Source organism: Thalassococcus halodurans, from assembly GCF_900108225.1.
Lineage (GTDB): Bacteria > Pseudomonadota > Alphaproteobacteria > Rhodobacterales > Rhodobacteraceae > Thalassococcus > Thalassococcus halodurans.
Map to the genome: position 1 here is coordinate 522,891 of NZ_FNUZ01000003.1, position 26,152 is coordinate 549,042.

A 26,152-nucleotide genomic window follows, 5' to 3' on the forward strand; every position below is an offset into this window, starting at 1 on the left:
TTCAGACGTAGGAAATTGATTGAAGTAGGGTCAAGGCAATGCTGCCGGAACTCGAAGAGCCGATCTCCTCCGCCTGTTCCCGTAGAAGATAGGTTTTCGTTATCTCTTCCAATATCTCAGGTGTAGCTAGTTCGCGGACATCATTTGTGCCCCAGCGCTGGTTGGCCTTGTCTTGGAAAACTTCAAGCTGCTGGTCGATATCAATTTGGCCAAACGAACTCGGCAATCCCAGCGCAGATTCGAATACCGCGCGCAGCGGCGGTGTTCCCATGATTTGATACCAAAGCGAGTCGTTGGAACTGGACTGTTCGGCAAGTTCCGGCAGTTTCCGTTCCGCATTCAAAGCCAAGCGTAGCGTTTCGTTCTGGTCGCCCACCGCGATTTCGAATGATTGCGAATTGTAGCGGGCAATGATGTCTTCGGCGAAGCCATCAACCAAAGTTTGCGCGCCGTCTGCGTTGCCAAAACCGAAGGCCTTCGAAAATTCAGCATATCTGGAGTCAGACAGTTTGTTCGCCAGAGAACTCGAACTTTCTGTGCCCTCTGACAGGACTTTGGAAATCAACGCTTTGGAATTGATGTCGTCCTGTAAGCCGAATGCTTTCAAAGCGACACGCAGCAAACGCCGGTCATTCACCAGGTCTTCGGCACTTTGAACGTTGGCGATGTTTTCGGCGAAGTATTCAGTATCCCGAAAGATTAACGGACTTTTTTGAAATAGCTCGTTTTGCCGATCGAATGTCGATTGCAAAAAGTTCCAGCCAACAAGACCGGATCCGACGATGACCGGCTGAAAGCTCATTCCTGACACACTCCAAGCAGGCGGTTTTCACGTGGAATCAGATTTCGCAATGTCTTGAGGCAGAGGTAAAAATTCCCATCTAAAACAGCGTCTGTCGCAAGGCTAAGATGGTGGCGACTGTCGTTGTCCAAAAGAACATGGCTCAACTCTTCCAGCCCTTTTAGCAGTGCAGCTTTTCCCTCGGCTGCGGAAAGCTCGCCAATGAGGACAAGTTGCGCGGCATAGCACACCCGTTTTACCGGGGTTTTGGCTTGGGTCGGATGGATCGCATCTTTCAGGCGCAAAATGTTCACATCGGATGTCAGGATCGACAACCGGCTTCGACGATCACCATTTTCAATCACAGCGCCGTTGATCAACAGACGCTCTTTTGGTGCCAGTTTTAGAACAAGTCCGCTCATCTTTTTGCTCCTTGCTGCCCGAGACCGTTAAGAAGGCTTCGATTGACTTCGATCAGTGGCGCCACGTCTCCGCGGTCACGTAGGACCTCGCGTGATTTTTGTTCGACAAATTGGGACAGGTAGAAAATCTGTGCTTTAAGCGGCTTCGGCAGGCGGTTGGACGGGTGAGCCACGTCAGATGCCAAAAGGACCCATAGTCGTCTGTTGTTCGAAAGCGCTTTCACAAAAGCGCTGAAGTCATTGCCTTGTATTTTGCTTGCGGCATCCAATTCGGCCGTAACCCGTGCGATAATGTCGTACTCAATGGATTGTTCAGATCTGGTGGCGTTGGAGAAAGACGAATAGCCATACTTCGCATTTGCGACTGCGTTCACTGAAATCATCCTCGATTTTGAAGTTCTGAATGAGCAGGCTCAATAAGAGCCTGCCCGATGTCCCTTTAGCGGAACAGGGACAACAAGCTCTGCGGTGCCTGGTTGGCAATCGAGAGCGCCTGAACACCCAGCTGCTGCTGAACTTGGAGTGCCTGAAGACGCGCGGACGCCTCTTCCATGTCGGCATCAACCAGTGTCCCGATACCGGACTTCAGGGCATCTGTTAGAGACGAGATGAACTTCTCTTGTGTCTCGATGCGTCCTTCGACCGAACCGAAAGAGGCAGATGCGTCGATTGCCGTATCAATCATGGATTCGATCGCCGTCAGAGCGGCATCCGCGCCTTCATTGGTTGTGACGTCAATATCAGAAAGCTGAGACAACCCGCCACCAATGGTAACGCTGGTCGGCGCTGTGATCGTGTTGATACCAACGGCAATTGTATCGTTTGCGTCAGTGACACCTGATGTCGCGGTCAGGCTATCGCCATCTGCTGTGATGTTCAGGACGTTGGTATCAAGGCCCTGCTCCTCAGCATAGCTGGCAAATGCCGACGCCAGACCGGCGGCCACGTCTGCGGCAGAGTCACCGTCCTTGGCAACGTAGAACATCTTTTTGGCATCTGCGGTTGTTGCGCCAGACGTGTAATCGGCTGCCGTGAACGTACTGTTGTCGGCATCCGTTCCGGTAATTTCGATGCTAAAGACCTGACCCGCCGTCGGTGCCGCGACCGAAAGTGTGCGAGTCTGTGTTGCGTTCAGTGTTTGGTCAGCTGTGGAAACGGCAACTGTCCCGCCGGTAAAGTCCTGCTGGTCCTGACGCAAATCCTGTTTTGCGATCGAGATATCACTTGCCTCGACACCGGAAGCAGAACGATCCAGAGACGATAGAACGTTGACCGTGCCAGAGCCCTCGTCTGTGCTGCCGTTGGACAGCAGATTCAGACCGTTGAACTGAGCCGCGTTCACGACCGACGAAATCTGGTCTTTCAGCGCATCGATATCCGTTTGGATTTTCGCACGATCGACGTTTTCTTCCTGTGCAGAGACGATCTTGCCCTTCATCTCGGTCAGAAGATCTGTGACAGTTTCCGACGCTTGTCGGGCCACAGCAACCGTGGATTCACCAAGGTTGAGGCTGTCGGAAATACCCTGAAAGCCCTGTACGTCAGATTCCATCACCTTGGAAATCGCCCAGACGGCAGAGTTGTCTTTTGCATTGGCAACTGTTTTGCCGGTCGCAATTTGGTTCTGTGTGTCTGCCAGATTTCCGTTGATCGACTTCAGTGTTTGCAGCGCAACCATCGCGCCATTATTTGTAAGAATACTCGACATTGACATGTCCTTTCATAAGCGCCTTTAGCGCCATTTTCGATTTTACTTGATATCAATGCCTTCTGACATGAACGGTCGTACCGTGCCGACTTTTGGTCGCATCGCCAAAATTGTTGGCTACAGACTAACTTTGAGTTAACGAGGACTGGCTTTTCGAGTTTTGCTTTCGTCAATGCATCCAATATTTAAATCAATTTTTTCTGATAACTTTTTGGAAACCTCCTGATAAAAAACGAAAGAGAACTCGGTCTCAGAATTCTGAAACGCTTTGGTTGTTTTTAGGTAGTTCTCCAAAAAGGCTTGCTCCAATAAGTCGCACTTCGAGGTAACCTTTTGCGGCGCGCTACGATACGCCAAAAGTCCATAGTTTGTTGTGTCCATACTTACCTCCTGTGATAGACGTAATTTGTAGGAGGTGAATAATTTGGTAACAAATTCATGTCTTCTGTAGACATTATCAGGAGGCCAACATGTTTATCCCAAACTCAATTATGGCAACGCTCGGTGCGGTTGGCAGAACTGGTTGTCCGGTGGATGAAGGCTTGGAAAACCAAGGGGAAGATTTCCTATTTGTGTTGAACGAGTTGATGGCGGTGCTGCCGGAAGAGGGCTCTGCGCCCGCTGAGCCCGGGCAGGATGATGTGATTCCCGAAGTTGATATTGAAGCGGATCAGAACGTTTCTGACCTGGTCGTGGATTCCGAATTTCAAAGTTTTGAGGATGCTCTCGATGATGGTAGGGTCCATTACGGCCAAGTACAAAAACTGACAGATCAATTTGTCGAATTTGACAAAGCGAAGGAAAGTGATTTATCTATTTTTAATTTCAAAATTTTTCCCAAATACCCTGATACAGAAATAGAACGAATATCGGTGGGATTTAACCCGGGAAATACAGATCAGCTTGAGGTTCGGGATAATATTTCTTATTTCCCGAACAGCGTAGAGAGAGAATCGATTGGATCTGACGATTTAGTTAAGACTGTAGCCATTGGTGAACGCAGTAATCTTCAAAATGCGGCGTCAGTATTTCCTAAAGGAACGTTCCAATTTTCTGAGAATGAAATCAATAAAAGACAACTCGACATCAATCTTGAAAAACTTGAAGCTACAGATAGAAAACAAAACATCCCCACTTTGATAAGCAATAGAGAAAACCAAACAGTATCGCCTGTCATGACTAGTGGGAGCGAGACGCAGAATTTTGGTGTGAAGCCTGCAGAAGACATCGAAAAAGCGACTGATTCCACACCCGAGGCGGCCGAACGGGAGGATCATTATAGCGTGCTTCCCAAACAGCATTCCTCCAGTGCGCACCTTCCGGCCGAGGCACGCGCTGTAGAAATTCAGCCTGCCTCCCTAGAGCAAGATTTCGTACCGCCGGCGATATCAATTGATCCACAGTTGGGCGTGGAACGAACATCGGGAACAGTTTTCAAGCCATCCCCGAGTGTCGCACCACAAATTTCTGCAAGAGTCGTCGAAGCCGTCCCCGCGGCCACGGAAGGACCGGTTGAGATTGTTCTGGATCCGGAAGAACTCGGGAAATTGCGAATGCAGATCACGCGGTCGGAAACTGGCTGGACTTTGCACGTCAATATTGAACGGCCAGAGACGCTGGATTTCATGCGCCGCCATATCGAAACGCTTCAGAAAGACCTTGTTTCGGTTGGCTACGAGTCGCTGAATCTGCAGCTTGGCGGCGGTCAAAATGGGGGTGCTTCAGCCCAGGAACATCTGAAGCGGGCTGAAGGGCCTTCCATCGTTCTGGACGAAGGACAAAGCCAAAATATGACAACAGTTGTCATTAACGACGGTCTGGATATTCGGGTTTAAAAAATGATCACAAACGTTTCCACATCAGCGACGTCCAATCAAACGGTCAGTCAGTCCACCTCTTCTCAATCCGGTGTTTTGAACTCGGATTTTGAGACTTTCTTGAAAATGCTGACCACACAGGCGCAAAATCAGGATCCTTTGAATCCGCTGGATTCGACCGAATATGCGTCTCAACTTGCGTCATTCTCGTCGGTCGAGCAGCAGGTTATGACAAATGACCTTTTGACCGCATTGAACGCGCAGTTCCAATCATCTGGTTTGGGGCAATTGGTGGATTGGGTGGATTCTGAAGTGTTGCAAAGTGGTAGTGCTTACTTTGATGGCCGCCCAATCGCGCTTCAGGTCCCGTCGCAGCCGAATGCGGACAGCGCAACGCTTGTCATCTCTGATGCAAACGGCAACGAAGTCGCGCATCGACAGCTTTCTCTGGGTGACAGTTTTTATGAATGGGACGGCCTCGGCAACAACAGCGAAACACAATCCAGCGCCTTTTACACGTTCCGCATCGACGCGTACGCAAGTGGAGAGCTGATCAATTCGGGTCAAGCAACCACATACCAACGCGTGACCGAGGCGCGCAGCGGCTCGGATGGCGAGATCGTTCTGACCCTGTTGGGCGGGGCCGAGGTCAATGCGTCAGGTGTAGATGGTATTCGGGTGACGGATTAATCAAAAACCGCCAACCAACAGCCCGCCCAGCGCGCCGCCGATAACCAAACCCAAGATACCCCAAACAAATCGACCACCGCTGCTTTTGGGGTGATGGTGATCGTGCGAGCGGCTGTTTTGGGTCAGCACATCCTCGACCATTTCCGGTAGGCGCGGGCCAAATCGCGCAAGCACGCGGGCCGTTTGCGCAAGATCCTTCAGAACGGCGCGGGGGCCAATCGATTGTTTGATGTAATCTTCGACAATCGGCTGAGCGGCTTTCCAGATATTCATGTGCGGATCAAGTGACCGCGCGACGCCTTCGACCACAACCATTGTGCGCTGCAGAAGGATCAGCTCGGTGCGGGTTTCCATGCCGAAGCGCTCTGTTACTTCGAACAGGTAGGCAAGTAAGCGGGCCATGGAGATGCGGGTGGCATCCATGCCGAAGATCGGTTCACCTACAGCGCGCAGGGCCCGGGCGAACTCATCGACGTCACGATCCGCGGGCACGTAACCGGCCTCGAAATGCACCTCGGCGACACGTTTGTAATCACGGCGGATAAAACCGAACAGAATCTCTGCGTAGACCCGACGTGTGTATTCGTCGATGTGCCCCATGATCCCGAAATCAAGCGCGATGATGTCGCCATTTTCGGCGATTTTCAGGTTCCCCTGATGCATGTCGGCATGAAAAAAACCATCACGCAGCGCATGGTTCAGGAACAGTTGTAGCACCCGCTCGCTGAGCTCAGAGCGATCAATGCCAGCCGCATCAATCGCGGTATTGTCGCCCATCGGCAGCCCTTCGGCCCAACCCAATGTCATCACGCGACGACCTGACAGGAACCACTTGACCGGCGGCACCTGAAATCCGGCATCCTGTTCGGTGTTGGCGGCGTATTCGGATGCCGAAGCCGCCTCGAGCCGCAAGTCCAGCTCACCCAAGACCACGCCCTCAAAGTGGGTGATCACATCCATCGGGCGCAGTCGGCGCGACGCGGGTGACAGGAATTCAATAAACCGAGCGGCAAAAAAGAACGCGTCCAGATCTTTGCGGAACGCTTTCTCGATGCCGGGGCGCAGCACTTTGACAGCTACGGTTTCGCCGTTGTCCGCCAAAGTGGCCTTGTGAACCTGCGCGATAGATGCTGCAGCGACGGGTTCGCTGAACGTCGAAAACAGGCTGTCGGCAGGAACCTCCAGTTCTTCCTCGATCGCCTTCTTGGCCATCTCGGTCGAAAACGGCGGCAGTTTGTCCTGCAGGATTCGCAACTGAACGGCCAGATCTTCGCCTACAACGTCAGGGCGGGTCGACAGAACCTGACCGAACTTGATGTAGGCGGGGCCGAGAGCCGTCAGCGCGCGTGTCAGCGGCGGCATCTCGGGATCGCCTTCATACCCAAGCCATTTGAATGGCCAACCCAGCACACGTGCCGCGATGCGCAAAGGCTTGGGGGCCTCGAACGCGTCAAGAACAACGCGCATCGCGCCGGTACGTTCAAACGTTGCGCCGGTGCGGATCAAACGCCAGATATTGTGGGGTCCGCGCATATTAGATTTTCCACCCCGAATGCAGGCAGGCAATGCCCATGCTCAGGTTGCGATACTTAGCGTTTTCAAAACCGGCCTTTTTCACCATCCCAAGGAAGGTTTCCTGATCGGGGAACTGACGGATCGATTCCACCAAGTACTGATAACTGTCTTTGTCGCCAGCGATCAGCTGGCCCATGCGGGGAATGATGTTGAAGGAATACAGGTCGTAGACCTTCTGCATCATCTCATTGGGAATCTGATTGAATTCCAGCACCATCAGTCGGCCACCCGGACGCAGCACGCGATAAGCTTCGTTCAACGCCTGCTGCGGCACGGTCACGTTCCGGATGCCAAAGGAAATCGTGTAAACGTCAAAGGTGTTGTCTTCAAAGGGCAGGGCCATCGCGTCGCCCACGACCCAATCCAGACTGTCGGCCATCGATGCGGCCTCGGCACGTTTGCGGCCTTCAGTCAGCATCGGCTCTGTCAGGTCCAGAACGGTGGCATGGCCGCGGCCCGCGCGTTTCAAAAAGCGAAACGAAATATCACCGGTCCCGCCTGCGACATCCAGCAGCTTCTGGCCAGGGCGCGGCGCAAGCCAATCCATCATCGCATCTTTCCAGATACGGTGGATGCCCATGCTCATGGCGTCGTTCATCACGTCGTACTTGTTGGCGACAGAGTTGAAGACACCCTGAACCTTGCCTGCCTTTTCAGATTCCTGAATTTCGCTGAATCCGAAATGCGTCGTTTTTCCAGAGTTTTCGGTCATGGCACTTGTCGTTTCCTTGGCTTGCCCCTTCTTATAGAGCGCCAGAGCGCCGATACAATGCGCCCCGCTACCCAAGGACCGCGACATCATGCCTGAGTTACCCGAAGTTGAGACTGTCCGACGTGGATTGGCGCCCGCAATGGAGGGCGCCGTGATCGCCAAAGCTTCTGTGAACCGACCGGATTTGCGCTGGCCCTTTCCGGAAAGGATGGCAGAGCGCTTGACCGGAGCCACGGTTTTACAGCTTCGGCGCAGGTCCAAATATATTCTTGCGGACCTCAGCACGGGCGAAACCCTGCTGATTCATTTGGGCATGTCTGGGCGGATGTTAGTGACGGGCGATCCCTTGGGGCAATTCGTCCACGATCATCAGCCTGCGCAAAAGCACGATCACGTGGTTTTTGACATGGAAAATGGCGCGTGGATCACATTCAACGATCCACGCCGGTTTGGTGCGATGGATCTGATGGAAACAGCAAGGCAGGCCGAACATCCCTTGCTGACCGTACTAGGCCCCGAACCGCTAGGAAACACATTTGACGAATCGTATTTGTACGAGCGCCTGAAGGATCGGAAAACGCCGATCAAGTCTGCGCTTCTGGATCAGAAAAACGTCGCAGGATTAGGCAACATTTATGTGTGCGAAGCGCTTTACCGTTGCAGAATTCACCCAGCGCGAAAGGCGGCGAATCTGTCTAAGGCACGGATAACCGGACTGGTGCCGGTCATTCGCGATGTGCTGACGGATGCGATTGCCGCGGGCGGGTCCAGTTTGAAAGATTTCCGCCAAGCCGATGGAGAGCTTGGATATTTTCAGTACAGTTTTGACGTGTATGGCCGCGAAGGCGACCCGTGCCGCCGCGCTGGATGCGACGGAACGATCGCGCGGATCGTTCAATCTGGTCGGTCCAGTTTCTACTGTCCGCAATGTCAAAGATAACTTGATCCAAGTGACCGGCGTGATAATGACTCGGAACCTGACCGAAACAAAAAACGAGTTCTTACATGGCCTTTGAAACGATCATCGTCGAAGTCGAAGACCACGTTGCTACGATCAAGCTGAATCGCCCCGAAGCGCTGAACGCATTGAATTCGCAACTTCTTGGTGAATTGGCAGAGGCGTTGAAAGATGCCGATCAGAACGAAAAGGTCCGCTGCATTATTCTGACCGGTTCGGCCAAGGCTTTTGCTGCAGGCGCAGACATCAAGGAAATGTCCGAAAAGACTTTCGTTGAAATGTTCATGTCCGATTTCTTTGGTGCCGAATCTGAAGCGGTGACCAAGGTGCGTAAGCCGATCATTGCTGCTGTCGCGGGCTACGCGCTGGGCGGTGGTTGCGAGCTGGCGATGATGTGCGACTTCATCATTGCGGCGGATAACGCGAAATTCGGTCAGCCGGAAATCAACCTTGGTGTCGTTGCCGGTATCGGTGGCACACAGCGTCTGACCCGTTTTGTGGGCAAATCCAAATCCATGGATATGCACCTGACAGGTCGCTTCATGGACGCGGAAGAAGCCGAGCGCTCGGGTCTTGTCAGCCGCGTTGTTCCGGCCAAATCCCTGATGGAAGAGGCCCAAGGTGCTGCGGCGAAAATTGCCGAGAAATCCATGATGGCTTCGATGGTGGTAAAAGAGGCGGTGAACCGCGCTTATGAAACCACACTGGCTGAAGGTCTGTTGATCGAACGGCGCATGTTCCATTCACTTTTCGCGACCGAAGACCAGAAAGAAGGCATGGCTGCTTTCCTGGAAAAGCGCACGGCGCAGTTCCGCGACAAATAAGGCCAAAGCTAAGAAAAGAATCGGGTTGGCAGGATAGGTGTTTTCGCCTATACGCCGCCCAACACATGCGCGTGATGCCCGCTTAGGCAAGAATCGATCCGGTGGTTCATATCCGGCGTCGGCGTCAGTTGCGCTTAGACAGAATAGAATACGAACCTAGGAAACGATCACATGGCAAACTCGGTACAGTCCAAGAAACGCGCACGTCAGAACGAAAAGCGTAATGACATCAACACGGCGCGCCGTTCGCGCATCCGTACATTCATCCGCAAGGTTGAAGAAGCAATCGCATCCGGCGACAAAGACGCAGCAGCAGCCGCTCTGAAGGCAGCTCAGCCCGAACTGATGCGCGGCGTCACCAAAGGCGTTTTCCACAAAAACACAGCGTCCCGCAAACTGTCGCGTCTGGCCGCTCGCGTTAAAGCTCTGGCGTAAACCAAGCTTAACGAAAGATTAAAAAGCGTCGCTTTCGAGCGGCGCTTTTTTGTTTTTTTGCCACGAATTTTTTGACCAAGAGATTCTTTTTCCAGAAACTGCGAGTCAACAAGTAGTTTCTGTTGAAGCGCCTCGCAGCAGGTTGCTAACTTGCCGTCAGCGAGTCACTTTTCGCTGGGGGGACAGGGAGCGCAGGGATCCGTTTTTGATCTTTGTTAACGCTGTTCATGTGCAAATTAGTGCATGAAATCAGGAGCTTGCCTCCGCCGGTCCAAAAGAAGCGCATGGCGCAGACAGTAAAATTTGTCCGGAATCGGGAACCGGACGCCTTATTGTTGTGCGTCATCATATGTCACGTGTCCCATCCGGGACGCGCGAGGCTTTTTGTTCCCAAATGAAGGGTGACCGCGCTGGTCGCGTTCTGCGCGTGGCCGGTTAACTGACGACGGGAAAGCGAAGCGGGAAATTTATGACACGGGATCAATGGGGTGCTCTCCAAAATGATATTTGCAAGACGATCGGGCAAAACAATTACAAGGTTTGGATCGAACCCCTGAACTACGAAGGCGCGGAATCCGGCGTAGCAATTTTCCAAGCACCTACGAATTTTTTCGGCACATATGTGTCCCAGAACTACGGCGATATGCTGCTGTCGCAGATCGCTTCGGTAAATCCGTCCGTGCGTCGCATTCACTTCAAAACCGATGTCGATGCGCGCGAAGCTGTCAAAGCACCTCGTGCGCCCCAAATGGCGGCCGAGGTTCCTGAACCCGTCCAACAGCAATCTTCTGCATCCGATCTGCTGCCCGGCGCGCCGCTTGATAAACGCTTTACCTTTGACACCTTCGTTGTCGGCAAACCGAACGAACTGGCGCACGCCGCTGCCCGCCGCGTGGCCGAAGGTGGCCCTGTCACGTTCAACCCGCTGTTCCTGTATGGTGGCGTTGGTCTTGGTAAAACGCACCTGATGCATGCGATTGCGTGGGAACTGCGCACGCGCCAGCCCAACTTGAACGTCCTTTATCTGTCCGCGGAACAGTTCATGTACCGCTTTGTTCAGGCGCTGCGCGACCGCCGCATGATGGATTTCAAATCCATCTTCCGTTCGGTCGACGTTCTGATGGTGGATGACGTGCAGTTCATCGCAGGTAAGGACAGCACACAAGAAGAATTCTTCCACACGTTCAACGCACTTGTGGATCAGAACAAACAGATCATCATTTCGGCCGACCGCGCGCCGGATGAAATCAAGGATCTGGAAAACCGTATCCGCTCGCGTCTGCAGTCCGGTTTGGTCGTTGACCTGCATCCGACCGATTACGAACTGCGTCTTGGCATTCTGCAGTCCAAGGTCGAAGCCCAGCGCGCGATCTATCCGAACTTGGAAATCGACCCCCGTGTTCTGGAATTCCTTGCGCACCGCATTTCGACCAACGTGCGCGTTCTGGAAGGTGCCCTGACCCGTCTGTTCGCTTTCGCGTCGCTTGTCGGTCGCGAAATCAACATCGACCTGACGCAGGAATGTCTGGCCGACGTTCTTCGCGCGTCCGAGCGCAAGGTCTCGATCGAGGAAATCCAGCGTCGCGTTGCTGAACACTACAACATCCGCCTAAGCGAAATGGTCGGCCCCAAACGCGTTCGTACCTTTGCGCGCCCGCGTCAGGTTGCCATGTATTTGTGCAAACAGCTGACCAGCCGGTCGCTTCCGGAAATCGGCCGCAAATTCGGTGGACGTGACCACACGACCGTCATGCACGGTGTCCGCCGCATCGAAGAGCTGAAAATACAGGACGGACAAATCGCAGAAGACCTCGAAATTCTGCGCAGAACGCTCGAAGAGTGATTCCCAACCACCACAATCTTGTCTCGGGCTGCTTCTTAGCGGCCCGCTGGCCTTGACGCCTCCGTCATTCCATTGGACAAAACAGAAACAACTTAGCTGGGGCGCGCCATCCGACTGTTGAATCCTGCGCCATCCAGCCCTTCGGAGGGATAAGCGATGAAATTCAGCATGGAACGCGCGACACTGCTTAAGGCCGTGAGTCAGGCGCAGTCCGTCGTCGAGCGGAGAAACACCATTCCGATCCTCGCTAACGTGCTGATCGAAGCCGAAGGCGACACGGTCATGTTCCGTGCCACCGATCTGGATATCGAAGTTGTTGATAAGGCGCCCGCGCAGGTCGAAAAGGCCGGTGCAACGACCGTGTCTGCGGTCATGCTGCACGAAATCGTGCGCAAGCTGCCCGACGGTGCGCTGGTCACGCTGACAGAAGACGGTGCATCCGGTCGCCTGACTGTCGAAGCGGGCCGTTCCAACTTCTCGCTCGCGACGCTGCCTAAGGAAGACTTCCCTGTCATGGCGTCGTCGGAGTACTCGGCAAACTTCAGTGCCAAGGCATCTGTCCTGCGCCGCCTGTTCGATAAGGCGAAGTTCGCGATTTCTACCGAGGAAACACGTTACTATCTGAACGGCGTCTACATGCACGTCGCCGAGGCAGAAGACGGCCGCATGCTGCGTTGCGTGGCAACCGACGGTCACCGTCTGGCCCGCATCGACGCGACTGTGCCCGCCGGTGCCGAAGATATGCCGGGCGTCATCGTGCCCCGTAAAACCGTGGGCGAACTGCGTAAGCTGCTGGATGACGACGATATGGACATCGCGGTTTCGGTGTCCGAGACCAAAGTTCGCTTCGCAACACCGGACATCACCCTGACGTCCAAGGTGATTGATGGCACGTTCCCCGACTACACACGCGTTATTCCGACAAGCAACACACGCCGTCTGGAAGTGGACGCAGCGGACTTTGCCAAAGCGGTTGACCGTGTGGCGACGGTTAGCTCGGAACGGTCGCGCGCTGTTAAACTGCAATTGGACGAAGACCGTCTGGTTCTGTCGGTGAATGCCCCCGATAGCGGCGCTGCGGAAGAAGAGCTGGCCGTGGCCTATGGCGATGAGCGCCTCGAAATTGGTTTCAACGCCAAATACCTCTTGGAAATCGCAAGTCAGGTTGATCGCGAAAACGCCGTGTTCCTGTTCAACTCGTCTGGCGATCCGACCCTGATGCGCGAAGGCAATGACACATCGGCGGTATACGTCGTCATGCCGATGCGTGTGTGACCCTGTCAGGCCTTCACCTACAATCGTTAAATCTGTCTCATTTCCGTTCGCATAAGCGGGCGGAAATTGACGTTGATAGCCGTCCCATCGCCATCTTCGGGCCAAATGGCGCGGGCAAGACCAACTTGCTCGAAGCAGTGTCGCTGTTTTCCCCCGGTCGCGGGATGCGTCGCGCGTCGGCAGAGACTATGACACGACGGCCCGAGGCGCTGGGCTGGAAGGTGTCAGGCATTCTGACCGCGCCCGATGGTGTCCACGAAATCGCGTTTCAGTCTGAAAACGGCAATCCGCGCACGGTCCGGGTGAATGATAAACCAGCCTCACAGGTCGCGCTGGGCCGGATCGCGCGGGTTTTGTGGCTAGTCCCCAGCATGGACCGCTTGTGGATCGAAGGGGCCGAGGGACGCAGGCGGTTTCTGGATCGCATGACGCTTAGTTTCTTTCCCGAACACGCCGAAGCGACGCTGAACTATGAAAAGGCGATGCGCGACCGGAACAGGCTGTTGAAGGATCAGGTACGTGATCCCGTCTGGTATCGCGCGCTCGAGGCGCAGATGGCGCGCACGGGTGCTGTCATCCATGCCAACCGCGTTGCCGCGCTGAAGGCCCTCGCAGAGGCGCAAGAAAACGCTGAAACCAGCTTCCCAAGCGCGGATCTGACCCTGACCCAAGCCGATGGCGACATGCCTGAAACAGAAGAGGCCTTGGCGCAGGCCTTGGCCGATGGCCGCCCGCGCGACGTCATGGCGGGACGAACGCTGATCGGGCCGCATCGTGCCGATCTGTACGGCGTGTTTCAGGCCAAGGGCGTGCCAGCCTCTGACTGCTCGACCGGCGAACAGAAGGCGTTGCTGATTTCCCTGATCCTTGCCAACGCCCGCGCGATTGCCAAGGATTTCGGCGCAGCGCCCATTCTGTTACTGGATGAGGTCGCGGCCCATCTTGATGCTGGAAGACGTGCAGCGCTTTACGATGAAATAACCGCGCTAGGTGCGCAGGCTTGGATGACAGGCACGGGTGCCGAATTGTTCGAAGAACTGGGCCAGCGCGCGCAGTATATTGAAGTCACCGAACAAGACGGGCAAAGCTGCACCAAGCAGATCGCGCTTTCATCGTAGGCCATCCGACATGACCATCACCGCAACAGAACTCGCGCTTTATGCGGGCGCATTGTTCATCCTGTTCCTGACCCCTGGACCTGTCTGGGTTGCCTTGTTGGCGCGGTCAATGTCCGGCGGGTTTCATGCGGCGTGGCCGTTGGCGTTTGGCGTTGTTGTAGGTGATGTGCTGTGGCCGTTTCTCGCGATCCTTGGCGTCACATGGATTGTCTCGGTCTTCTCCGGCTTTCTGCTGTTCATGAAGTGGGTCGCCTGCCTGACATTCCTGTTGATGGGTTATCTGATCATCAAAAACGCCGACAAACAGATATCAAGCGATAGCCGTTTGACACGACCCGGCATGTGGGCGGGGTTTTTGGCCGGCTTGGCCGTGATCATTGGCAATCCCAAGGCGATCCTGTTCTACATGGGCATGCTTCCGGGTTTCTTCGATCTGCCCAGTTTGCAGTGGCCGGATATGATTGCCATCGCGGCCCTATCCGCGGCGGTGCCCTTGGTTGGAAATCTGATCCTTGCGCTGTTTGTGGACCGCGTGAAACGCTTGATGACATCACCAAAAGCATTGCGCCGCACAAACCTGACAGCCGGTAGTTTGATGATCGCCGTCGGGCTTTTCATTCCCTTCACGTAAGCTCCGCACGGGCAGCGGGACAGGATTTGGCGGAAACTGATTCTAACCCACAGAATATAGTGTCATCTGCGTGACATTCCGGTTTCGGATCGCTATAAATTGCCCGAGAAAAACAAGGAAAAACCGTATGGCTGAGAGCGCGCAGAACCCCGAAGAATATGGCGCAGATTCCATTAAAGTTCTCAAAGGCTTAGAAGCTGTTCGCAAGCGTCCCGGTATGTACATCGGTGACACTGACGATGGCTCGGGCTTGCACCACATGGTCTACGAAGTCGTCGATAACGGAATTGACGAGGCGCTGGCCGGTCACGCCGATGCTGTGACCGTCAAAATCCACGCCGATAACTCGGTTTCGGTCAGCGATAACGGCCGCGGCATTCCCGTCGACATCCACCCGGAAGAGGGCGTTTCCGCGGCCGAGGTTATCATGACCCAGCTGCACGCCGGCGGTAAGTTTGACTCGAACTCCTACAAGGTCTCGGGTGGTCTGCACGGCGTGGGTGTTTCGGTTGTGAACGCCCTGTCCGATTGGCTGGACCTGCGCATCTGGCGAAATGGCAAAGAACACCATGCCCGCTTTGAACGTGGCGATACAGCCAAGCACCTTGAGGTCGTGGGCGACGCCAATGGCCGCAAAGGCACCGAGGTCCGCTTCCTTGCGTCGACCGAAACGTTCTCGAACGTGGATTACGATTTCCATACGCTTGAAAAGCGCCTGCGCGAACTGGCCTTCCTGAACTCGGGCGTGCGTATCATCCTAGAAGATGAACGCCCCGCCGAACCGCTGAAAACAGAACTGTTCTACGAAGGCGGCGTGAAAGAGTTTGTGAAGTTCCTTGATCGTTCAAAGCAGTCCGTCATGCCGGAACCGGTTTACATGACCGGCGAAAAGGATGGCATCGGCGTTGAGATCGCGATGTGGTGGAATGACAGCTACCACGAAAACGTATTGCCCTTTACCAACAACATCCCCCAGCGGGATGGCGGTACACACGTCGCTGGTTTCCGGGGCGCGCTAACGCGGACGATCAACAACTATGCGCAGTCTTCGGGCATCGCGAAAAAGGAAAAGGTCAACTTCACCGGTGACGACGCTCGTGAAGGTCTGACATGCGTTCTGTCCGTGAAGGTCCCTGATCCTAAGTTCAGCAGCCAGACAAAAGACAAGCTGGTGTCCTCCGAGGTGCGCCCCGCAGTCGAAAGTCTGATGAACGAAAAGCTGGCTGAGTGGTTCGAAGAAAACCCGAACGAAGCCAAGATCATTGTCGGTAAAATCGTCGAGGCCGCATTAGCGCGTGAAGCTGCCCGTAAGGCCCGCGAACTGACCCGTCGCAAAACCGCGATGGACGTGAACTTCTTGGCGGGCAAGCTTAAGGACTGTTCCGAAAAAGACCCCGCCAAAACAGAAATCTTCCTGGTCGAGGGTGACTCGGCCGGTGGGTCAGCTCAGACGGGCCGTGACCGTGGTACGCAGGCGATCCTGCCTTTGAAAGGTAAGATCCTGAACGTCGAACGCGCGCGTTTTGACCGCATGTTGGGGTCTCAGGAAATCGGCAACCTTGTGATGGCGCTGGGCACGGGCATTGGCCGTGATGAATTCAACATTGATAAGCTGCGCTACCACAAGATTGTCATCATGACCGACGCGGACGTCGACGGTGCGCACATCCGTACGCTGCTGCTGACGTTCTTCTATCGCCAGATGCCCGAGCTGATTGAGGGCGGCTATCTCTACATCGCGCAGCCGCCACTTTACAAAGTGACCCGCGGTAAATCCGAGGTGTACCTCAAGGATCAGGCGGCGATGGACGACTATCTGATCCAGCAGGGCACCGATGGCGCTCTGCTTCGTCAGGGCAACGGTGAAGAAATCTCCGGTCAGGATCTGATCCGCGTGGTTGAAGAGGCACGTCAGTTGAAGCGCGTTCTGGATGCCTTCCCAACGCACTATCCGCGCAACATTCTGGAACAGGCCGCCATTGCGGGCGCGTTCGTTCCGGGTGCTGTGGATGCTGATCTTCAGGGCGTTGCCGACAAGGTTGCACAACGACTGGACTTGGTTGCGTTGGAATACGAACGCGGCTGGATGGGCCGCATCACACAAGACAAAGGCATGCGTCTGGCGCGTATCCTGCGCGGTGTGGAAGAGGTCCGGACGCTGGATGGACCGATGCTGCGTTCCGGCGAAGCGCGTAAGACAGGCAGCTTCACAGAGTCTCTTCAGGCGGTTTACAACCTGCCCGCAGTCCTTGAACGCAAAGACCGCCGCGAGGTCATCAATGGCCCGCTAGATCTGCTGCGCGCCATTCTGCAGGAAGGTGAAAAGGGCAACCAGCTTCAGCGCTACAAAGGTCTGGGCGAAATGAACCCCGACCAGCTGTGGGAAACCACACTAGACCCCGATGCGCGGACGCTGCTGCAGGTCCGTGTCGATGACATGGCCGAAGCGGATGACCTGTTCACCAAGCTGATGGGCGACGTCGTAGAACCGCGCCGCGAATTCATCCAGCAAAACGCTCTGAACGTCGAAAACCTCGACTTCTAAGGCAGATAGAAAAGGCGGAGGTTCCTTGTGACCTCCGCCTTAAACCATTTCTTCACACAGCGATTTTACCGTCCAGCGCAGCATCGATTGCGTGCTGGCCAAAGTGCAGCCCACATTCATATTTGCCGAAGATGAACTGTGTGTTTGCTCCGGATTTCAGACCCTTCTGAATCCCTTCACCGATCACAAAATCTTCTTCGAACACGATCCGGATCAGATCGTAGTTCTTGGTGTAATAGCGCTCGGCTTTTTCTGTCTTGGGCTCTTCCGGGATCAGCATCATGCACTGGAAAATGCAGGTATCGGGGCCAGTCGGGATCACAAAGTGGATATAGACGTGATCGTTCTGAACCTGCACGAAGTTGGCAGGGAACAGGTAATTCTGCGTCATGAAATACTTGCGGTATTCCCACTCAGATTCCGGCTTATCACGCAGTTCTTCGATGTTCGGCTGCGGTAGGGCGTGGCGGACATGTGGGCCGAAATTCAGATGAACACTTTGATTGTCCAGATAGCCGGAACAGGCCGTATCGCGGTGCGCATGGCAGAAATGATAGCTTTCCTGAAACCCCTCAAGCAGCAGGCGCCAGTTCATATTCTTCTTCAGTTCCCACTTGCGGAACACAAAGTGGTTGCCAAGGTCCAGACCATTCAATTGCTCTTTCATAGGTGCAAGCCACGCATCGATGTCGACCTCGTGTTCTGGAACCGAAGGCATCACCCAGATTAGGCCGAAGCGCTCCCAAGCTGGCAGTTCAACAAGCCCGAGGTCCGAGCGGTCTACGCCCTCAAAACCGGCGGGCTGGGGGATGCCACGCAGTTTGCCGTCCAGTCCATACGTCCAGGAATGGTAGGGGCACGAAAACGTCCGCGCTTTGCCGCAAGGTTCCTTCTCGACGCGCGCGCCGCGGTGGCGGCAGACGTTCAGAAATGCCTTCACCCTGCCTTCCTGCGTTCGCGTTACAAGGATCGGAACGCCCGTCGCATCGTGGGTAAAGAAATCACCCGCTTCGGCCAAATCGGACACATGACCCAAAACCAACGGAAACTTGCGGAACAGTGTGTCGATCTCACTTTGAACCCTGTCCGCGGAATTATACCGCTCGATCGGGTTTAGCATCACTTCGTCAAGCATGTGGGTCGTCTTCTTTTCGACCATGTCAAAGACTTCACGGATGATCTGGCGTTCTTCTGTTGTGATGGTCATGACGTCTCCTCCTCAGCGGCAGACGTTGGACAATACCGATGCGCCGCTCAATATTGCTACAATACCAAAAGGTACTGTTCAATTGGGATTCTTTGTTGTTTGATTATGTCCACACCTTCCATGGCCTTCACGTTGGGTCTGAAAAACAGTACGGTCCCGCGAGGTTTGAACTGGATCAAAAATGACCGAGCCCACCAAAACGATTGTCCGCAGGCGGCCGACACAGCGACGCAAGGAAAGCCCGCTGTCCGAAGAGGATTGGGTGGATGCCGCAATCAAAATTCTGAAAGACGACAACGTTCGCGGGATCAAGATTGATGCATTGTGCAAGATGCTGGGCGTCACGAAGGGCAGCTTTTACTGGCACTTTTCGACACGAAGCGACCTGCTTGTGGCGATGCTGGATCATTGGCGCCGCCGCACAACGCTGAATGTCATCCGGTCCGTATCAGGCGCAGGCGTCGATCCAAAAAGCAGAATGAAGCTTTTGTTTGCCCTGCCCCGCCGCAGCAATTCACCCGCATCCGCGCAGGTCGAAGCGTCTATTCGCGATTGGTCGCGTCGGGCGGATTTGCCCCGCAAAGCTGTGAAGGAAGTCGATGAAATCCGCTTCGACTACATCACCGGGCTTTTCACCGACATGGGCTTTGACCATGACGAAGCGCGTAAGCGCGCCTACCTTGCGTATTGCATCCTGATGGGCGACTCGATCCTGAGTGGAACGCTTTCAGAAATGGACGCCGATGAATTCGCGGCCCAAGCTTTGATGATCACGGCAACGCTGGAAAAGATAGACGGCTAACGGAAGCCGCCTAACGAATGCGTTACTCTTTGTCTGGGAATCGCGCCACCATCTCCCTACCCGCTTCGTCATACTCGCGCACGAACCGTTCAACGATGTCCGCTGTGGGTTCAACACGATCACTCGCACCGCACCCTTGGCCCGCGCTCCACACGGTTTTCCACGCCTTCGTGCCCGCGTGCATATCGCCTGAAAAATCAAGTTTGGCTTCGGCTTTCATATCATCCAGGTCCATACCGGCCGCCGCAATCGAGGCTTTCATCCAAACGCCAAGCACGCCCGTGATGGCTTTGGAGGCCACCAGATCCTCGATCCCGCTATCGATCACCATCTGGCGATAGTCATTTCCAATCAGGTTTTCTTCAGCCGTCAAAAACCGCGTACCGACATAGGCGAAATCTGCGCCCAGCGTCTCAACGGCCAGAACCGCCGCACCCGATGAAATCCCGCCGCCGACGGCAATCGGCCCATCGAAAAACTGCCGGACTTCGTCCAGAAACGGCGCCATCGCGTATTGACCAGTGTGACCACCCGCACCGGCACAGACCAAGACCAGACCGTCGGCGCCTTTTTCCAAGGCTTTACGCGCATATGTCGGACTATTCACATCGGCAAAGACCAAGCCGCCATAGGAATGAACAGCCTCTGTCACACGATGGGGGCCACCAAGTGCGGTGATCACGATCTCGGGCTGGAACTCTTTCACCAGCGCTAGCTCTTCTTCAAAGCGACCATAGCTGTTGTGCGTGATCATGTTGAACGCGAATGGCAAATTACCCGGACTCAGTTTGGCACGAATGCGTTCGAACCACGCGCGCAAATCGTCGATGGTTCGGCCATTGGGGCCCGGAAACGCACCAATCACACCTGCCTTGGCTGCGGCGATCACCAGATCGGGGCCCGACACCAGAAACATTGGCGCAGCAATCAACGGCACGCGCAGGCGGGCCTTGAGCGCCGCGATTTTGGCTTTTGCAGTCATAGTCTTATCCATTTCCACGCGCCGAACTTAGGCGCTTTCCCGTGCGCGTTGGCGCAAAGCCATGCGGTCTACCTTACCGGCGGGCGTCAGCGGCAACTTATCTAGAAACTCAATCCGCCCCGGCATTTTGTACCCGACAAGATACTGGCTGCAGGTGTCGCGCAGTGCGTCTTCCGTCAACTCGCTGCCGCCCGCGACGGTGACGTAAGCCACCACCACTTCGCCCGCACGTTCGTCGGGTGCGCCAACAACGCTCACTCCTGTGACTGCCGGATGGGAAAAGACGGCCTCTTCAACCTCGCGGGGGAAGACATTGAACCCTTTGTGCAGGATCATGTCTTTCTTGCGGTCGGTGATCGTCAGGAAGCCGTCTTCGTCCAGCACCCCGATATCCCCCGTGTAAACCCACCCATCCCGCAGAACGAGGGCGGTTTCGGATTCGTTGTTGCAATAGCCACGCATCATATGTGGGCCTTTGATGCGAATTTCACCGGCCTCACCTGTCGGCAAAACGCGATGGCCGCCTTCCAGATCAACAATTTCAACAAAGGTTTCAGGCATGGGTTTGCCCACAGTGCCAGGGCGGTTTCCGCTGATGGCGGTGTTGACGGAAATCGGTGCCATTTCCGTCATTCCGTATCCTTCATAGATCGTCAGACCAGTCAGTTCTTTCCAGCGTCGATGCACCTCTAAGGGGAATGACGCACCCCCACCGGGACAGACCCGAAGCGAACTGATATCGCGCTGATCCAGTTTGGGATCGGCCATAAGTGCTTGGTAAATCGCAGGGGGCCCACCGCCCAGAACAGTGACCTTCTCGCCTTCGATCTGGTCAAGCACTGCAGCGGGATGGAACCCGTCGGGCACAATCGACCCGCCGCCGCACTGAAGGGGCAGACACACACCCGCTAGATAGCCGTAAATATGGCTGAAAGGGGCGATCGGCAGAAAGATTTCGCCCTCATAAAGCGGCCAACCGCACTGCATGCGCGCGCCAGCTGCCAGAATTTGTTGATGCGAATACAGGATCCGCTTCGGGATGCCGGTTGTGCCTCCGGAAAAGAAATATGTGGACGGTCCATCCCCCGACCCGCACTGGTTCTTTGCGGTGGCCTTGGCATCCATCCAGGCTTTGACGTCGCCCGCATCAATGACGGCAGCATCGGGGGCAAATTCCAGCACGTGATCCGCGATGATCAGTGCTGGTTCCAAGTCGGCCATCAACCTTGCGCCGGATTCCTTCGGCATGGCTGCATTAAACAGCGCGGCCCGACCACCCGAGAACAGAACACCCAGATAAGCGGCAAGGCAGGATGCACTGTTGCGCATGAATATTGCGACATCCTTGTCCTGAATGCGGTCTGCATATTTGGCGGAAAACCCGCGCAACGCGGATGCCATGTCGCCCCACGTCATGCGGATCGACGCGTCTGCGATCAGCAGGCGGTCAGGGTGCTGCTCGGCACGCTCTTCAAATAGCGCAACAAGGTTTTCAGCGGTCTCGACGGACCGCCAGTCCAAGAACTCAGTCGATGTCATGCAAGCCTCCTCCGCCGCGGTCCAAAGCTAAGCGAAGGTGGGGGCGCAAAACAATACCCTTCGGTACGTTTAGCGAACAAATCAGACAAAGCCCTAATATGTGCTTCGCCCGACATGCCCCTGCCTCTGACAGCTTGAAAACCACTCGGGTAGGGCGACCTGCCCGAAAGGGTAACGCGATTGTCCGCCTTCGGGCCTTGCTTTCTACACAGACGGTTCTGGCGCGAAATCACTTCTTATTAATGATGAACGTCTGACTATTCGAATTTCGGACGCGCGATATGAACCTGACGATTTCTGCTCAAATCCCTGAAAGCAAAGGGCCAGAGGACACTCTTGTAGTGGACCTTGCCAGCGATCAGAGCACGCGGGACATTTTGCAAGCCATACTGGCCGAGGTCGCAGGCGATTCCGTGTCGGATTTGTCCTTGGTGCTTTCCGGTGAACGAAGCATCTGTGACGTGCCGTTGCGCGAACGCTTTTCGGCCCTCCAAGCGCTGGGCACGTGGCATCAGCTTTTGGCAATTGCCCGCGAATTTGAAACCGTTCGTGTTCGGCGTAGCCTTGAACAAACCGGCGGGTCCCGCACTATTCCGGGGTCGTTCGCGCAGGTCATTTCGCGTGCCGAAACCAACGGGTTGCCGCGCAAGACATTGATCGATGCGCTGGGCGCGCTGGATGTGTGCCCCACAATGACGGCCCATCCGACCGAAACCAAGCGCGTGACGGTTTTGGAAATCCACCGCCGCATCTATCGCCGCCTGACAGATCTATTGGGCCGCTCTTGGGCGCCGCGCGAAAAGCTGTCCTATCTGAATGCCCTTAAGGCCGAAGTCGAATTGTTGTGGCTGACAGGCGAATTGCGTCTGGAAAAGCCGACCGTCGAACAAGAGGTCGAATGGGGTCTCTATTTTTTCCGCGAAGTCCTTTTTAACTGCGTCCCTGAACTCAGCGACACATTGAACAACGCGCTTGCGCATCACTATCCCGATGTGACGCCCGGCCCGTTCCTGCATTTTTCGTCCTGGATTGGTGGCGACCGCGATGGCAACCCCCACGTCACGCCGGTCGTCACCAAACAGACCCTGTCACGTTATCGCGAAACGGCGCTGAAATCCTACCGGCCTGACTTGGTCAGCCTGTGCCGAGACTTGTCGATCAGCCTGAACGTGTCGCAAGTGCCTCAGGCCTTTCTGACCCAAGTTGGCGCCTTGCTGGACACCTGCGGTCCGGCCGCTGACGCTGCGCGCAACCGGAACAGCGAAGAACCCTTCCGTCAGTTTGCGACCGCATTGCTGATGCGCCTCGACGCCACAATTGCGGCTGATAATGGGGACTTCAGCGCAGTCAAACCCTTTAAAACCGCCCGTGAATTCGAAGACTGGCTAAGCGTTATGGATCAGGCGCTTCGCACGTGCGGCGCCAAGGCAAATGCCCGTCGGAAAACCACACCTTTGCTTCAACGTGTACGGACGTTCGGCTTTCACGGCGTCACCATGGACATCCGCCAGAACGCCACAGTGATCAACCGGACCCTGAAACAGGTTTTCGAGGCCCGGCACGTCGCCCCATGCCCTTACCCTGGCACTGCCGAATGGTCGGTCCTGTTGCAAACCGCCCTTGCAGACACCGCCGAGTTTGACCGTTCTGCGCTGACGGGACTGGATGATGAGGCGAACGAAACGCTTGATCTGTTTGCGCTGATCTCGAAAGAGCGGGCCGCCGACAAACGCCGGATTGGCACCTTTATTCTGTCCATGACCACCAGTGCAGAAGATATCCTTGCCGTATATCTGCTGGAGAAATGGATGGGGCAGGGGCAATTGACCAGCGCTTTGGCGGTGGTGCCCCTGCTTGAAACCATTGATGATCTTCGCGCCGCGACAGACATTCTGGATCAGCTGTTCAGCAACCGAACTGTCCGTCGCGCGATCCGTGAAAACGGTGACCGCCAAGAGGTGATGCTGGGCTATTCCGACAGCAACAAAGATGGCGGTTTCTTCACTTCGAACTGGGAGCTGTCCAAGGCCCAAACCGCGCTAAGCCGTGTCGCCAACCGGCATCGTGTGCAGCTATCCTTTTTCCACGGTCGCGGTGGATCAGTCAGCCGTGGTGGCGCGCCCACCGGCAGGGCCATTGCCGCCCAACCCCATGACACGGTCAACGGCAAACTTCGGGTCACGGAACAGGGTGAAATCGTTTCGGCCAAATTCGCCAACCGTGGCACTGCTCTTGCCAATCTGGAATATCTGACGGCTGCTGTGCTTGATCACACCCTGCACGAAAACCAGAAACGCCTGTCTGCGGATGCGCCAGAGTTCCGAGAAGCTCTTGAGGCGCTGTCAGGTCTGGCCCAGCTTAAATACGTTGATCTGATCCACAGCGATGGGTTCCTCGATTATTTCTACGAATCCAGTCCGGTCGAGGAACTGGCCCTACTGAAAATCGGCTCTCGTCCTGCAAAACGCTTTTCCAAAGGTGCGCGCGATCTGGGCGATCTTCGGGCCATCCCATGGGTCTTTGCATGGAGCCAGAACCGCCACATGATCACCGGCTGGTATGGCATCGGGTCTGCGCTTGAAGCCTTCATCGATGTGCGCGGGCGCCATGGTCTGGCCACGCTTCGCAAGATGTATGAACGATCAAACCTGTTCCGCCTGATTATGGATGAAAGCGAAAAACTTTTGCTGCAGTCTGACATGGAAATTGCGGCGCTTTATGCCGGTTTGGTCTCTGATACCCACACGCGCGACGCCGTCTTCGAGAAAATTCAGATCGAACACAAACTGACGCAATCCATGATCACCTCGATCACCGAAGAAACGTCTTTGGCTGAACGGTTTCCCACCTTCCGAGACAAACTGATGGCCGCGCGTCCGCAGATGGTCGGGTTGCACCAGTTGCAAGTCGATCTGCTGGCAAAGGTTCGCGCCGCGGGTGGCGCCGATCAGGCCGCAAAAGAAGACGTCGACGCATTGTTGATGTCCATCCACGTCATTTCTGGCGGGCTTGGATGGACAGGCTGACACAACCGAAAACGCTATGAAAAGGACCACAACATGAACATCGAAGCACCAATCGATACGACAGATTTCTTCACCACCCCGCTATCCGAGAGCGATCCCGAGCTATTTGCGTCGATCACGGGTGAGCTTGGTCGTCAGCGCGACGAGATCGAGCTGATCGCGTCTGAGAACATCGTGTCCCGCGCCGTGATGCAGGCTCAGGGCTCGGTCATGACCAACAAATACGCCGAAGGCTATCCGGGCCGTCGCTACTACGGTGGCTGCCAGTTCGTCGACGTGGCCGAAGATCTGGCCATCGAGCGCGCCAAGCAGCTGTTCAACTGCGGCTTTGCCAACGTCCAGCCGAACTCGGGCTCGCAGGCGAACCAGGGTGTCTTCACCGCACTCTTGCAGCCCGGCGACACCATTCTGGGCATGAGCCTTGATGCCGGTGGTCACCTGACCCACGGCGCGCGTCCGAACCAGTCGGGCAAGTGGTTCAACGCCGTGCAATACGGCGTCCGCAAGCAGGACAACCTCCTAGACTACGATCAGGTTCAGGCGCTGGCCAACGAACACAAGCCCAAGCTGATCATCGCGGGCGGTTCCGCCATTCCGCGCCAGATCGATTTCGCCAAAATGCGCGAGATCGCCGACAGCGTGGGTGCCTACCTGCACGTGGACATGGCGCACTTTGCCGGTCTGGTGGCCGCGGGCGAACACCCCAGCCCCTTCCCGCACGCGCATGTGGCCACGACCACCACGCACAAAACCCTGCGCGGTCCCCGTGGCGGCATGATCCTGACCAATGATGAAGAACTGGCTAAGAAATTCAACTCCGCCATCTTCCCCGGCATTCAGGGCGGCCCGCTGATGCACGTGATCGCGGCCAAGGCGGTTGCGTTTGGCGAAGCGCTGCGCCCGTCGTTCAAAACCTACCAGCAGCAGGTCATCAAGAACGCGCAGGCGCTGTCTGACCAGCTGATCAAGGGCGGTCTGGACACGGTCACACACGGCACCGACACCCACGTCGTGCTGGTAGACCTGCGCCCCAAAGGCGTCAAAGGCAACGCGACCGAAAAGGCTCTGGGCCGCGCGCATATCACCTGCAACAAGAACGGCGTTCCGTTTGATCCGGAAAAACCGATGGTCACCAGCGGCATCCGCCTTGGTTCGCCCGCCGGCACCACCCGCGGCTTCGGCGAGGCCGAGTTCCGCCAGATCGCGGACTGGATCATCGAAGTGGTCGATGGCCTGCGCGAGAACGGCGAAGACGGCAACGG

Annotated in this window: 23 protein-coding genes and 1 pseudogene; 14 read left to right on the top strand and 10 right to left on the bottom strand. The window is 55.6% G+C overall.

All coding sequences use genetic code 11. The features are described 5' to 3' along the window. Position 1: 1 nt before the first annotated feature. The 5 genes from C4S59_RS12390 to C4S59_RS12410 all read right to left on the bottom strand — a co-directional run bounded on the left by C4S59_RS12390 (position 2) and on the right by C4S59_RS12410 (position 3,292). The gene (locus C4S59_RS12390; RefSeq protein WP_103910803.1) at positions 2 to 802 is read right to left on the bottom strand and encodes a DUF1217 domain-containing protein; all 801 of its coding nucleotides are present in this window, start codon (positions 800 to 802) and stop codon (positions 2 to 4) included. Beyond that, positions 799 to 1,203 carry a flagellar biosynthesis repressor FlbT gene (flbT, locus tag C4S59_RS12395; protein ID WP_103910804.1) on the bottom strand — a complete coding sequence of 135 codons (405 nt, stop codon included), beginning with the start codon at positions 1,201 to 1,203 and terminating at the stop codon, positions 799 to 801. The genes C4S59_RS12390 and flbT overlap by 4 nt, the downstream gene beginning before the upstream one ends. After that, positions 1,200 to 1,577: a flagellar biosynthesis regulator FlaF gene (flaF, locus tag C4S59_RS12400; RefSeq protein ID WP_160006861.1), complete on the bottom strand. Its 378-nt coding sequence runs from the start codon at positions 1,575 to 1,577 to the stop codon at positions 1,200 to 1,202. Before flaF ends, flbT begins: the two co-directional genes overlap by 4 nt. A gap of 65 nt (positions 1,578 to 1,642) precedes the next feature. Continuing rightward, the gene (locus tag C4S59_RS12405; RefSeq protein ID WP_103910806.1) at positions 1,643 to 2,911 is read right to left on the bottom strand and encodes a flagellin; all 1,269 of its coding nucleotides are present in this window, start codon (positions 2,909 to 2,911) and stop codon (positions 1,643 to 1,645) included. 135 nt (positions 2,912 to 3,046) lie between these two features. Beyond that, positions 3,047 to 3,292 carry a hypothetical protein gene (locus tag C4S59_RS12410; protein WP_103910807.1) on the bottom strand — a complete coding sequence of 82 codons (246 nt, stop codon included), beginning with the start codon at positions 3,290 to 3,292 and terminating at the stop codon, positions 3,047 to 3,049. A gap of 89 nt (positions 3,293 to 3,381) precedes the next feature. Here C4S59_RS12410 and C4S59_RS12415 point away from each other — a divergent pair, with 89 nt between their 5' ends. The 3 genes and pseudogenes from C4S59_RS12415 to C4S59_RS12420 all read left to right on the top strand — a co-directional run bounded on the left by C4S59_RS12415 (position 3,382) and on the right by C4S59_RS12420 (position 5,418). Beyond that, entirely contained in the window at positions 3,382 to 4,746 is a 1,365-nt protein-coding gene (locus tag C4S59_RS12415) for a flagellar hook-length control protein FliK (protein WP_103910808.1), read from the top strand. 3 nt (positions 4,747 to 4,749) lie between these two features. After that, positions 4,750 to 4,917: pseudogene (locus C4S59_RS19910) on the top strand (flagellar hook capping FlgD N-terminal domain-containing protein); the annotation flags it as partial. Between the two features lie 39 nt (positions 4,918 to 4,956). Further along, the gene (locus tag C4S59_RS12420; RefSeq protein WP_234994757.1) at positions 4,957 to 5,418 is read left to right on the top strand and encodes a FlgD immunoglobulin-like domain containing protein; all 462 of its coding nucleotides are present in this window, start codon (positions 4,957 to 4,959) and stop codon (positions 5,416 to 5,418) included. Here the strand turns inward: C4S59_RS12420 and ubiB are convergent, their stop codons facing one another. Both ubiB and ubiE read right to left on the bottom strand, forming a co-directional pair. After that, positions 5,419 to 6,951 carry a 2-polyprenylphenol 6-hydroxylase gene (gene ubiB, locus C4S59_RS12425; protein WP_103910810.1) on the bottom strand — a complete coding sequence of 511 codons (1,533 nt, stop codon included), beginning with the start codon at positions 6,949 to 6,951 and terminating at the stop codon, positions 5,419 to 5,421. 1 nt (position 6,952) lies between these two features. Then, positions 6,953 to 7,705, bottom strand: coding sequence for a bifunctional demethylmenaquinone methyltransferase/2-methoxy-6-polyprenyl-1,4-benzoquinol methylase UbiE (ubiE, locus tag C4S59_RS12430; protein ID WP_103910867.1), 753 nt, complete (start codon positions 7,703 to 7,705; stop codon positions 6,953 to 6,955). Positions 7,706 to 7,793: 88 nt separating this feature from the next. Here ubiE and mutM point away from each other — a divergent pair, with 88 nt between their 5' ends. From mutM to gyrB, 8 genes are all read left to right on the top strand, one after another. Then, positions 7,794 to 8,645 (top strand): bifunctional DNA-formamidopyrimidine glycosylase/DNA-(apurinic or apyrimidinic site) lyase, encoded by an 852-nt coding sequence (gene mutM / locus C4S59_RS12435; protein ID WP_103910811.1) that lies wholly within the window; start codon positions 7,794 to 7,796, stop codon positions 8,643 to 8,645. A gap of 65 nt (positions 8,646 to 8,710) precedes the next feature. After that, the gene (locus C4S59_RS12440) at positions 8,711 to 9,487 is read left to right on the top strand and encodes an enoyl-CoA hydratase (protein ID WP_103910812.1); all 777 of its coding nucleotides are present in this window, start codon (positions 8,711 to 8,713) and stop codon (positions 9,485 to 9,487) included. Between the two features lie 171 nt (positions 9,488 to 9,658). Continuing rightward, positions 9,659 to 9,922 (top strand): 30S ribosomal protein S20, encoded by a 264-nt coding sequence (gene rpsT / locus C4S59_RS12445; RefSeq protein ID WP_103910813.1) that lies wholly within the window; start codon positions 9,659 to 9,661, stop codon positions 9,920 to 9,922. 469 nt (positions 9,923 to 10,391) lie between these two features. After that, on the top strand, positions 10,392 to 11,765 hold the full coding sequence (gene dnaA / locus C4S59_RS12450) for a chromosomal replication initiator protein DnaA (RefSeq protein ID WP_103910814.1): 1,374 nt from the start codon (positions 10,392 to 10,394) through the stop codon (positions 11,763 to 11,765). A gap of 156 nt (positions 11,766 to 11,921) precedes the next feature. Next, positions 11,922 to 13,040, top strand: coding sequence for a DNA polymerase III subunit beta (gene dnaN, locus C4S59_RS12455; RefSeq protein ID WP_103910815.1), 1,119 nt, complete (start codon positions 11,922 to 11,924; stop codon positions 13,038 to 13,040). A 2-nt stretch (positions 13,041 to 13,042) separates the two neighbouring features. After that, positions 13,043 to 14,158 (top strand): DNA replication/repair protein RecF, encoded by a 1,116-nt coding sequence (gene recF, locus C4S59_RS12460; RefSeq protein ID WP_103910868.1) that lies wholly within the window; start codon positions 13,043 to 13,045, stop codon positions 14,156 to 14,158. Between the two features lie 10 nt (positions 14,159 to 14,168). After that, positions 14,169 to 14,789: a LysE family translocator gene (locus C4S59_RS12465; RefSeq protein ID WP_103910816.1), complete on the top strand. Its 621-nt coding sequence runs from the start codon at positions 14,169 to 14,171 to the stop codon at positions 14,787 to 14,789. Positions 14,790 to 14,916: 127 nt separating this feature from the next. Further along, positions 14,917 to 17,334: a DNA topoisomerase (ATP-hydrolyzing) subunit B gene (gene gyrB, locus C4S59_RS12470; RefSeq protein ID WP_103910817.1), complete on the top strand. Its 2,418-nt coding sequence runs from the start codon at positions 14,917 to 14,919 to the stop codon at positions 17,332 to 17,334. Positions 17,335 to 17,386: 52 nt separating this feature from the next. On the opposite strand, the gene C4S59_RS12475 is transcribed toward gyrB, so the two are convergent. Continuing rightward, positions 17,387 to 18,541 carry an aromatic ring-hydroxylating oxygenase subunit alpha gene (locus C4S59_RS12475; protein WP_103910818.1) on the bottom strand — a complete coding sequence of 385 codons (1,155 nt, stop codon included), beginning with the start codon at positions 18,539 to 18,541 and terminating at the stop codon, positions 17,387 to 17,389. Between the two features lie 181 nt (positions 18,542 to 18,722). On the opposite strand from C4S59_RS12475, the gene C4S59_RS12480 reads away from it, so the two are divergent. Next, positions 18,723 to 19,343 (top strand): TetR/AcrR family transcriptional regulator, encoded by a 621-nt coding sequence (locus tag C4S59_RS12480; protein WP_103910819.1) that lies wholly within the window; start codon positions 18,723 to 18,725, stop codon positions 19,341 to 19,343. Positions 19,344 to 19,365: 22 nt separating this feature from the next. On the opposite strand, the gene C4S59_RS12485 is transcribed toward C4S59_RS12480, so the two are convergent. Further along, complete coding sequence (locus C4S59_RS12485; RefSeq protein ID WP_234994758.1) at positions 19,366 to 20,325, bottom strand: NAD(P)H-dependent flavin oxidoreductase; 960 nt, start codon at positions 20,323 to 20,325, stop codon at positions 19,366 to 19,368. A gap of 27 nt (positions 20,326 to 20,352) precedes the next feature. Next, on the bottom strand, positions 20,353 to 21,864 hold the full coding sequence (locus C4S59_RS12490; protein WP_103910821.1) for a class I adenylate-forming enzyme family protein: 1,512 nt from the start codon (positions 21,862 to 21,864) through the stop codon (positions 20,353 to 20,355). 281 nt (positions 21,865 to 22,145) lie between these two features. Here C4S59_RS12490 and C4S59_RS12495 point away from each other — a divergent pair, with 281 nt between their 5' ends. Together C4S59_RS12495 and glyA are read left to right on the top strand one after the other, a co-directional pair. Continuing rightward, entirely contained in the window at positions 22,146 to 24,890 is a 2,745-nt protein-coding gene (locus C4S59_RS12495; RefSeq protein WP_103910822.1) for a phosphoenolpyruvate carboxylase, read from the top strand. Between the two features lie 33 nt (positions 24,891 to 24,923). Beyond that, positions 24,924 to 26,152 (top strand): serine hydroxymethyltransferase (glyA, locus tag C4S59_RS12500; RefSeq protein WP_103910823.1); only part of this gene is annotated, 1,229 nt, incomplete at its 3' end.

Coding starts and splice junctions, on each gene's coding strand:
- C4S59_RS12475 (WP_103910818.1), bottom strand. CDS start 18,541: ATGACCATCACAACAGAAGAACGCCAGATCATCCGTGAAGTCTTTGAC.
- ubiE (WP_103910867.1), bottom strand. CDS start 7,705: ATGACCGAAAACTCTGGAAAAACGACGCATTTCGGATTCAGCGAAATT.
- C4S59_RS12465 (WP_103910816.1), top strand. CDS start 14,169: ATGACCATCACCGCAACAGAACTCGCGCTTTATGCGGGCGCATTGTTC.
- ubiB (WP_103910810.1), bottom strand. CDS start 6,951: ATGCGCGGACCCCACAATATCTGGCGTTTGATCCGCACCGGCGCAACG.
- C4S59_RS12490 (WP_103910821.1), bottom strand. CDS start 21,864: ATGACATCGACTGAGTTCTTGGACTGGCGGTCCGTCGAGACCGCTGAA.
- C4S59_RS12420 (WP_234994757.1), top strand. CDS start 4,957: ATGACAAATGACCTTTTGACCGCATTGAACGCGCAGTTCCAATCATCT.
- gyrB (WP_103910817.1), top strand. CDS start 14,917: ATGGCTGAGAGCGCGCAGAACCCCGAAGAATATGGCGCAGATTCCATT.
- mutM (WP_103910811.1), top strand. CDS start 7,794: ATGCCTGAGTTACCCGAAGTTGAGACTGTCCGACGTGGATTGGCGCCC.
- C4S59_RS12495 (WP_103910822.1), top strand. CDS start 22,146: ATGAACCTGACGATTTCTGCTCAAATCCCTGAAAGCAAAGGGCCAGAG.
- C4S59_RS12410 (WP_103910807.1), bottom strand. CDS start 3,292: ATGGACACAACAAACTATGGACTTTTGGCGTATCGTAGCGCGCCGCAA.
- C4S59_RS12480 (WP_103910819.1), top strand. CDS start 18,723: ATGACCGAGCCCACCAAAACGATTGTCCGCAGGCGGCCGACACAGCGA.
- C4S59_RS12440 (WP_103910812.1), top strand. CDS start 8,711: ATGGCCTTTGAAACGATCATCGTCGAAGTCGAAGACCACGTTGCTACG.
- dnaN (WP_103910815.1), top strand. CDS start 11,922: ATGAAATTCAGCATGGAACGCGCGACACTGCTTAAGGCCGTGAGTCAG.
- C4S59_RS12415 (WP_103910808.1), top strand. CDS start 3,382: ATGTTTATCCCAAACTCAATTATGGCAACGCTCGGTGCGGTTGGCAGA.
- C4S59_RS12405 (WP_103910806.1), bottom strand. CDS start 2,911: ATGTCGAGTATTCTTACAAATAATGGCGCGATGGTTGCGCTGCAAACA.
- rpsT (WP_103910813.1), top strand. CDS start 9,659: ATGGCAAACTCGGTACAGTCCAAGAAACGCGCACGTCAGAACGAAAAG.
- dnaA (WP_103910814.1), top strand. CDS start 10,392: ATGACACGGGATCAATGGGGTGCTCTCCAAAATGATATTTGCAAGACG.
- C4S59_RS12390 (WP_103910803.1), bottom strand. CDS start 802: ATGAGCTTTCAGCCGGTCATCGTCGGATCCGGTCTTGTTGGCTGGAAC.
- flbT (WP_103910804.1), bottom strand. CDS start 1,203: ATGAGCGGACTTGTTCTAAAACTGGCACCAAAAGAGCGTCTGTTGATC.
- C4S59_RS12485 (WP_234994758.1), bottom strand. CDS start 20,325: ATGACTGCAAAAGCCAAAATCGCGGCGCTCAAGGCCCGCCTGCGCGTG.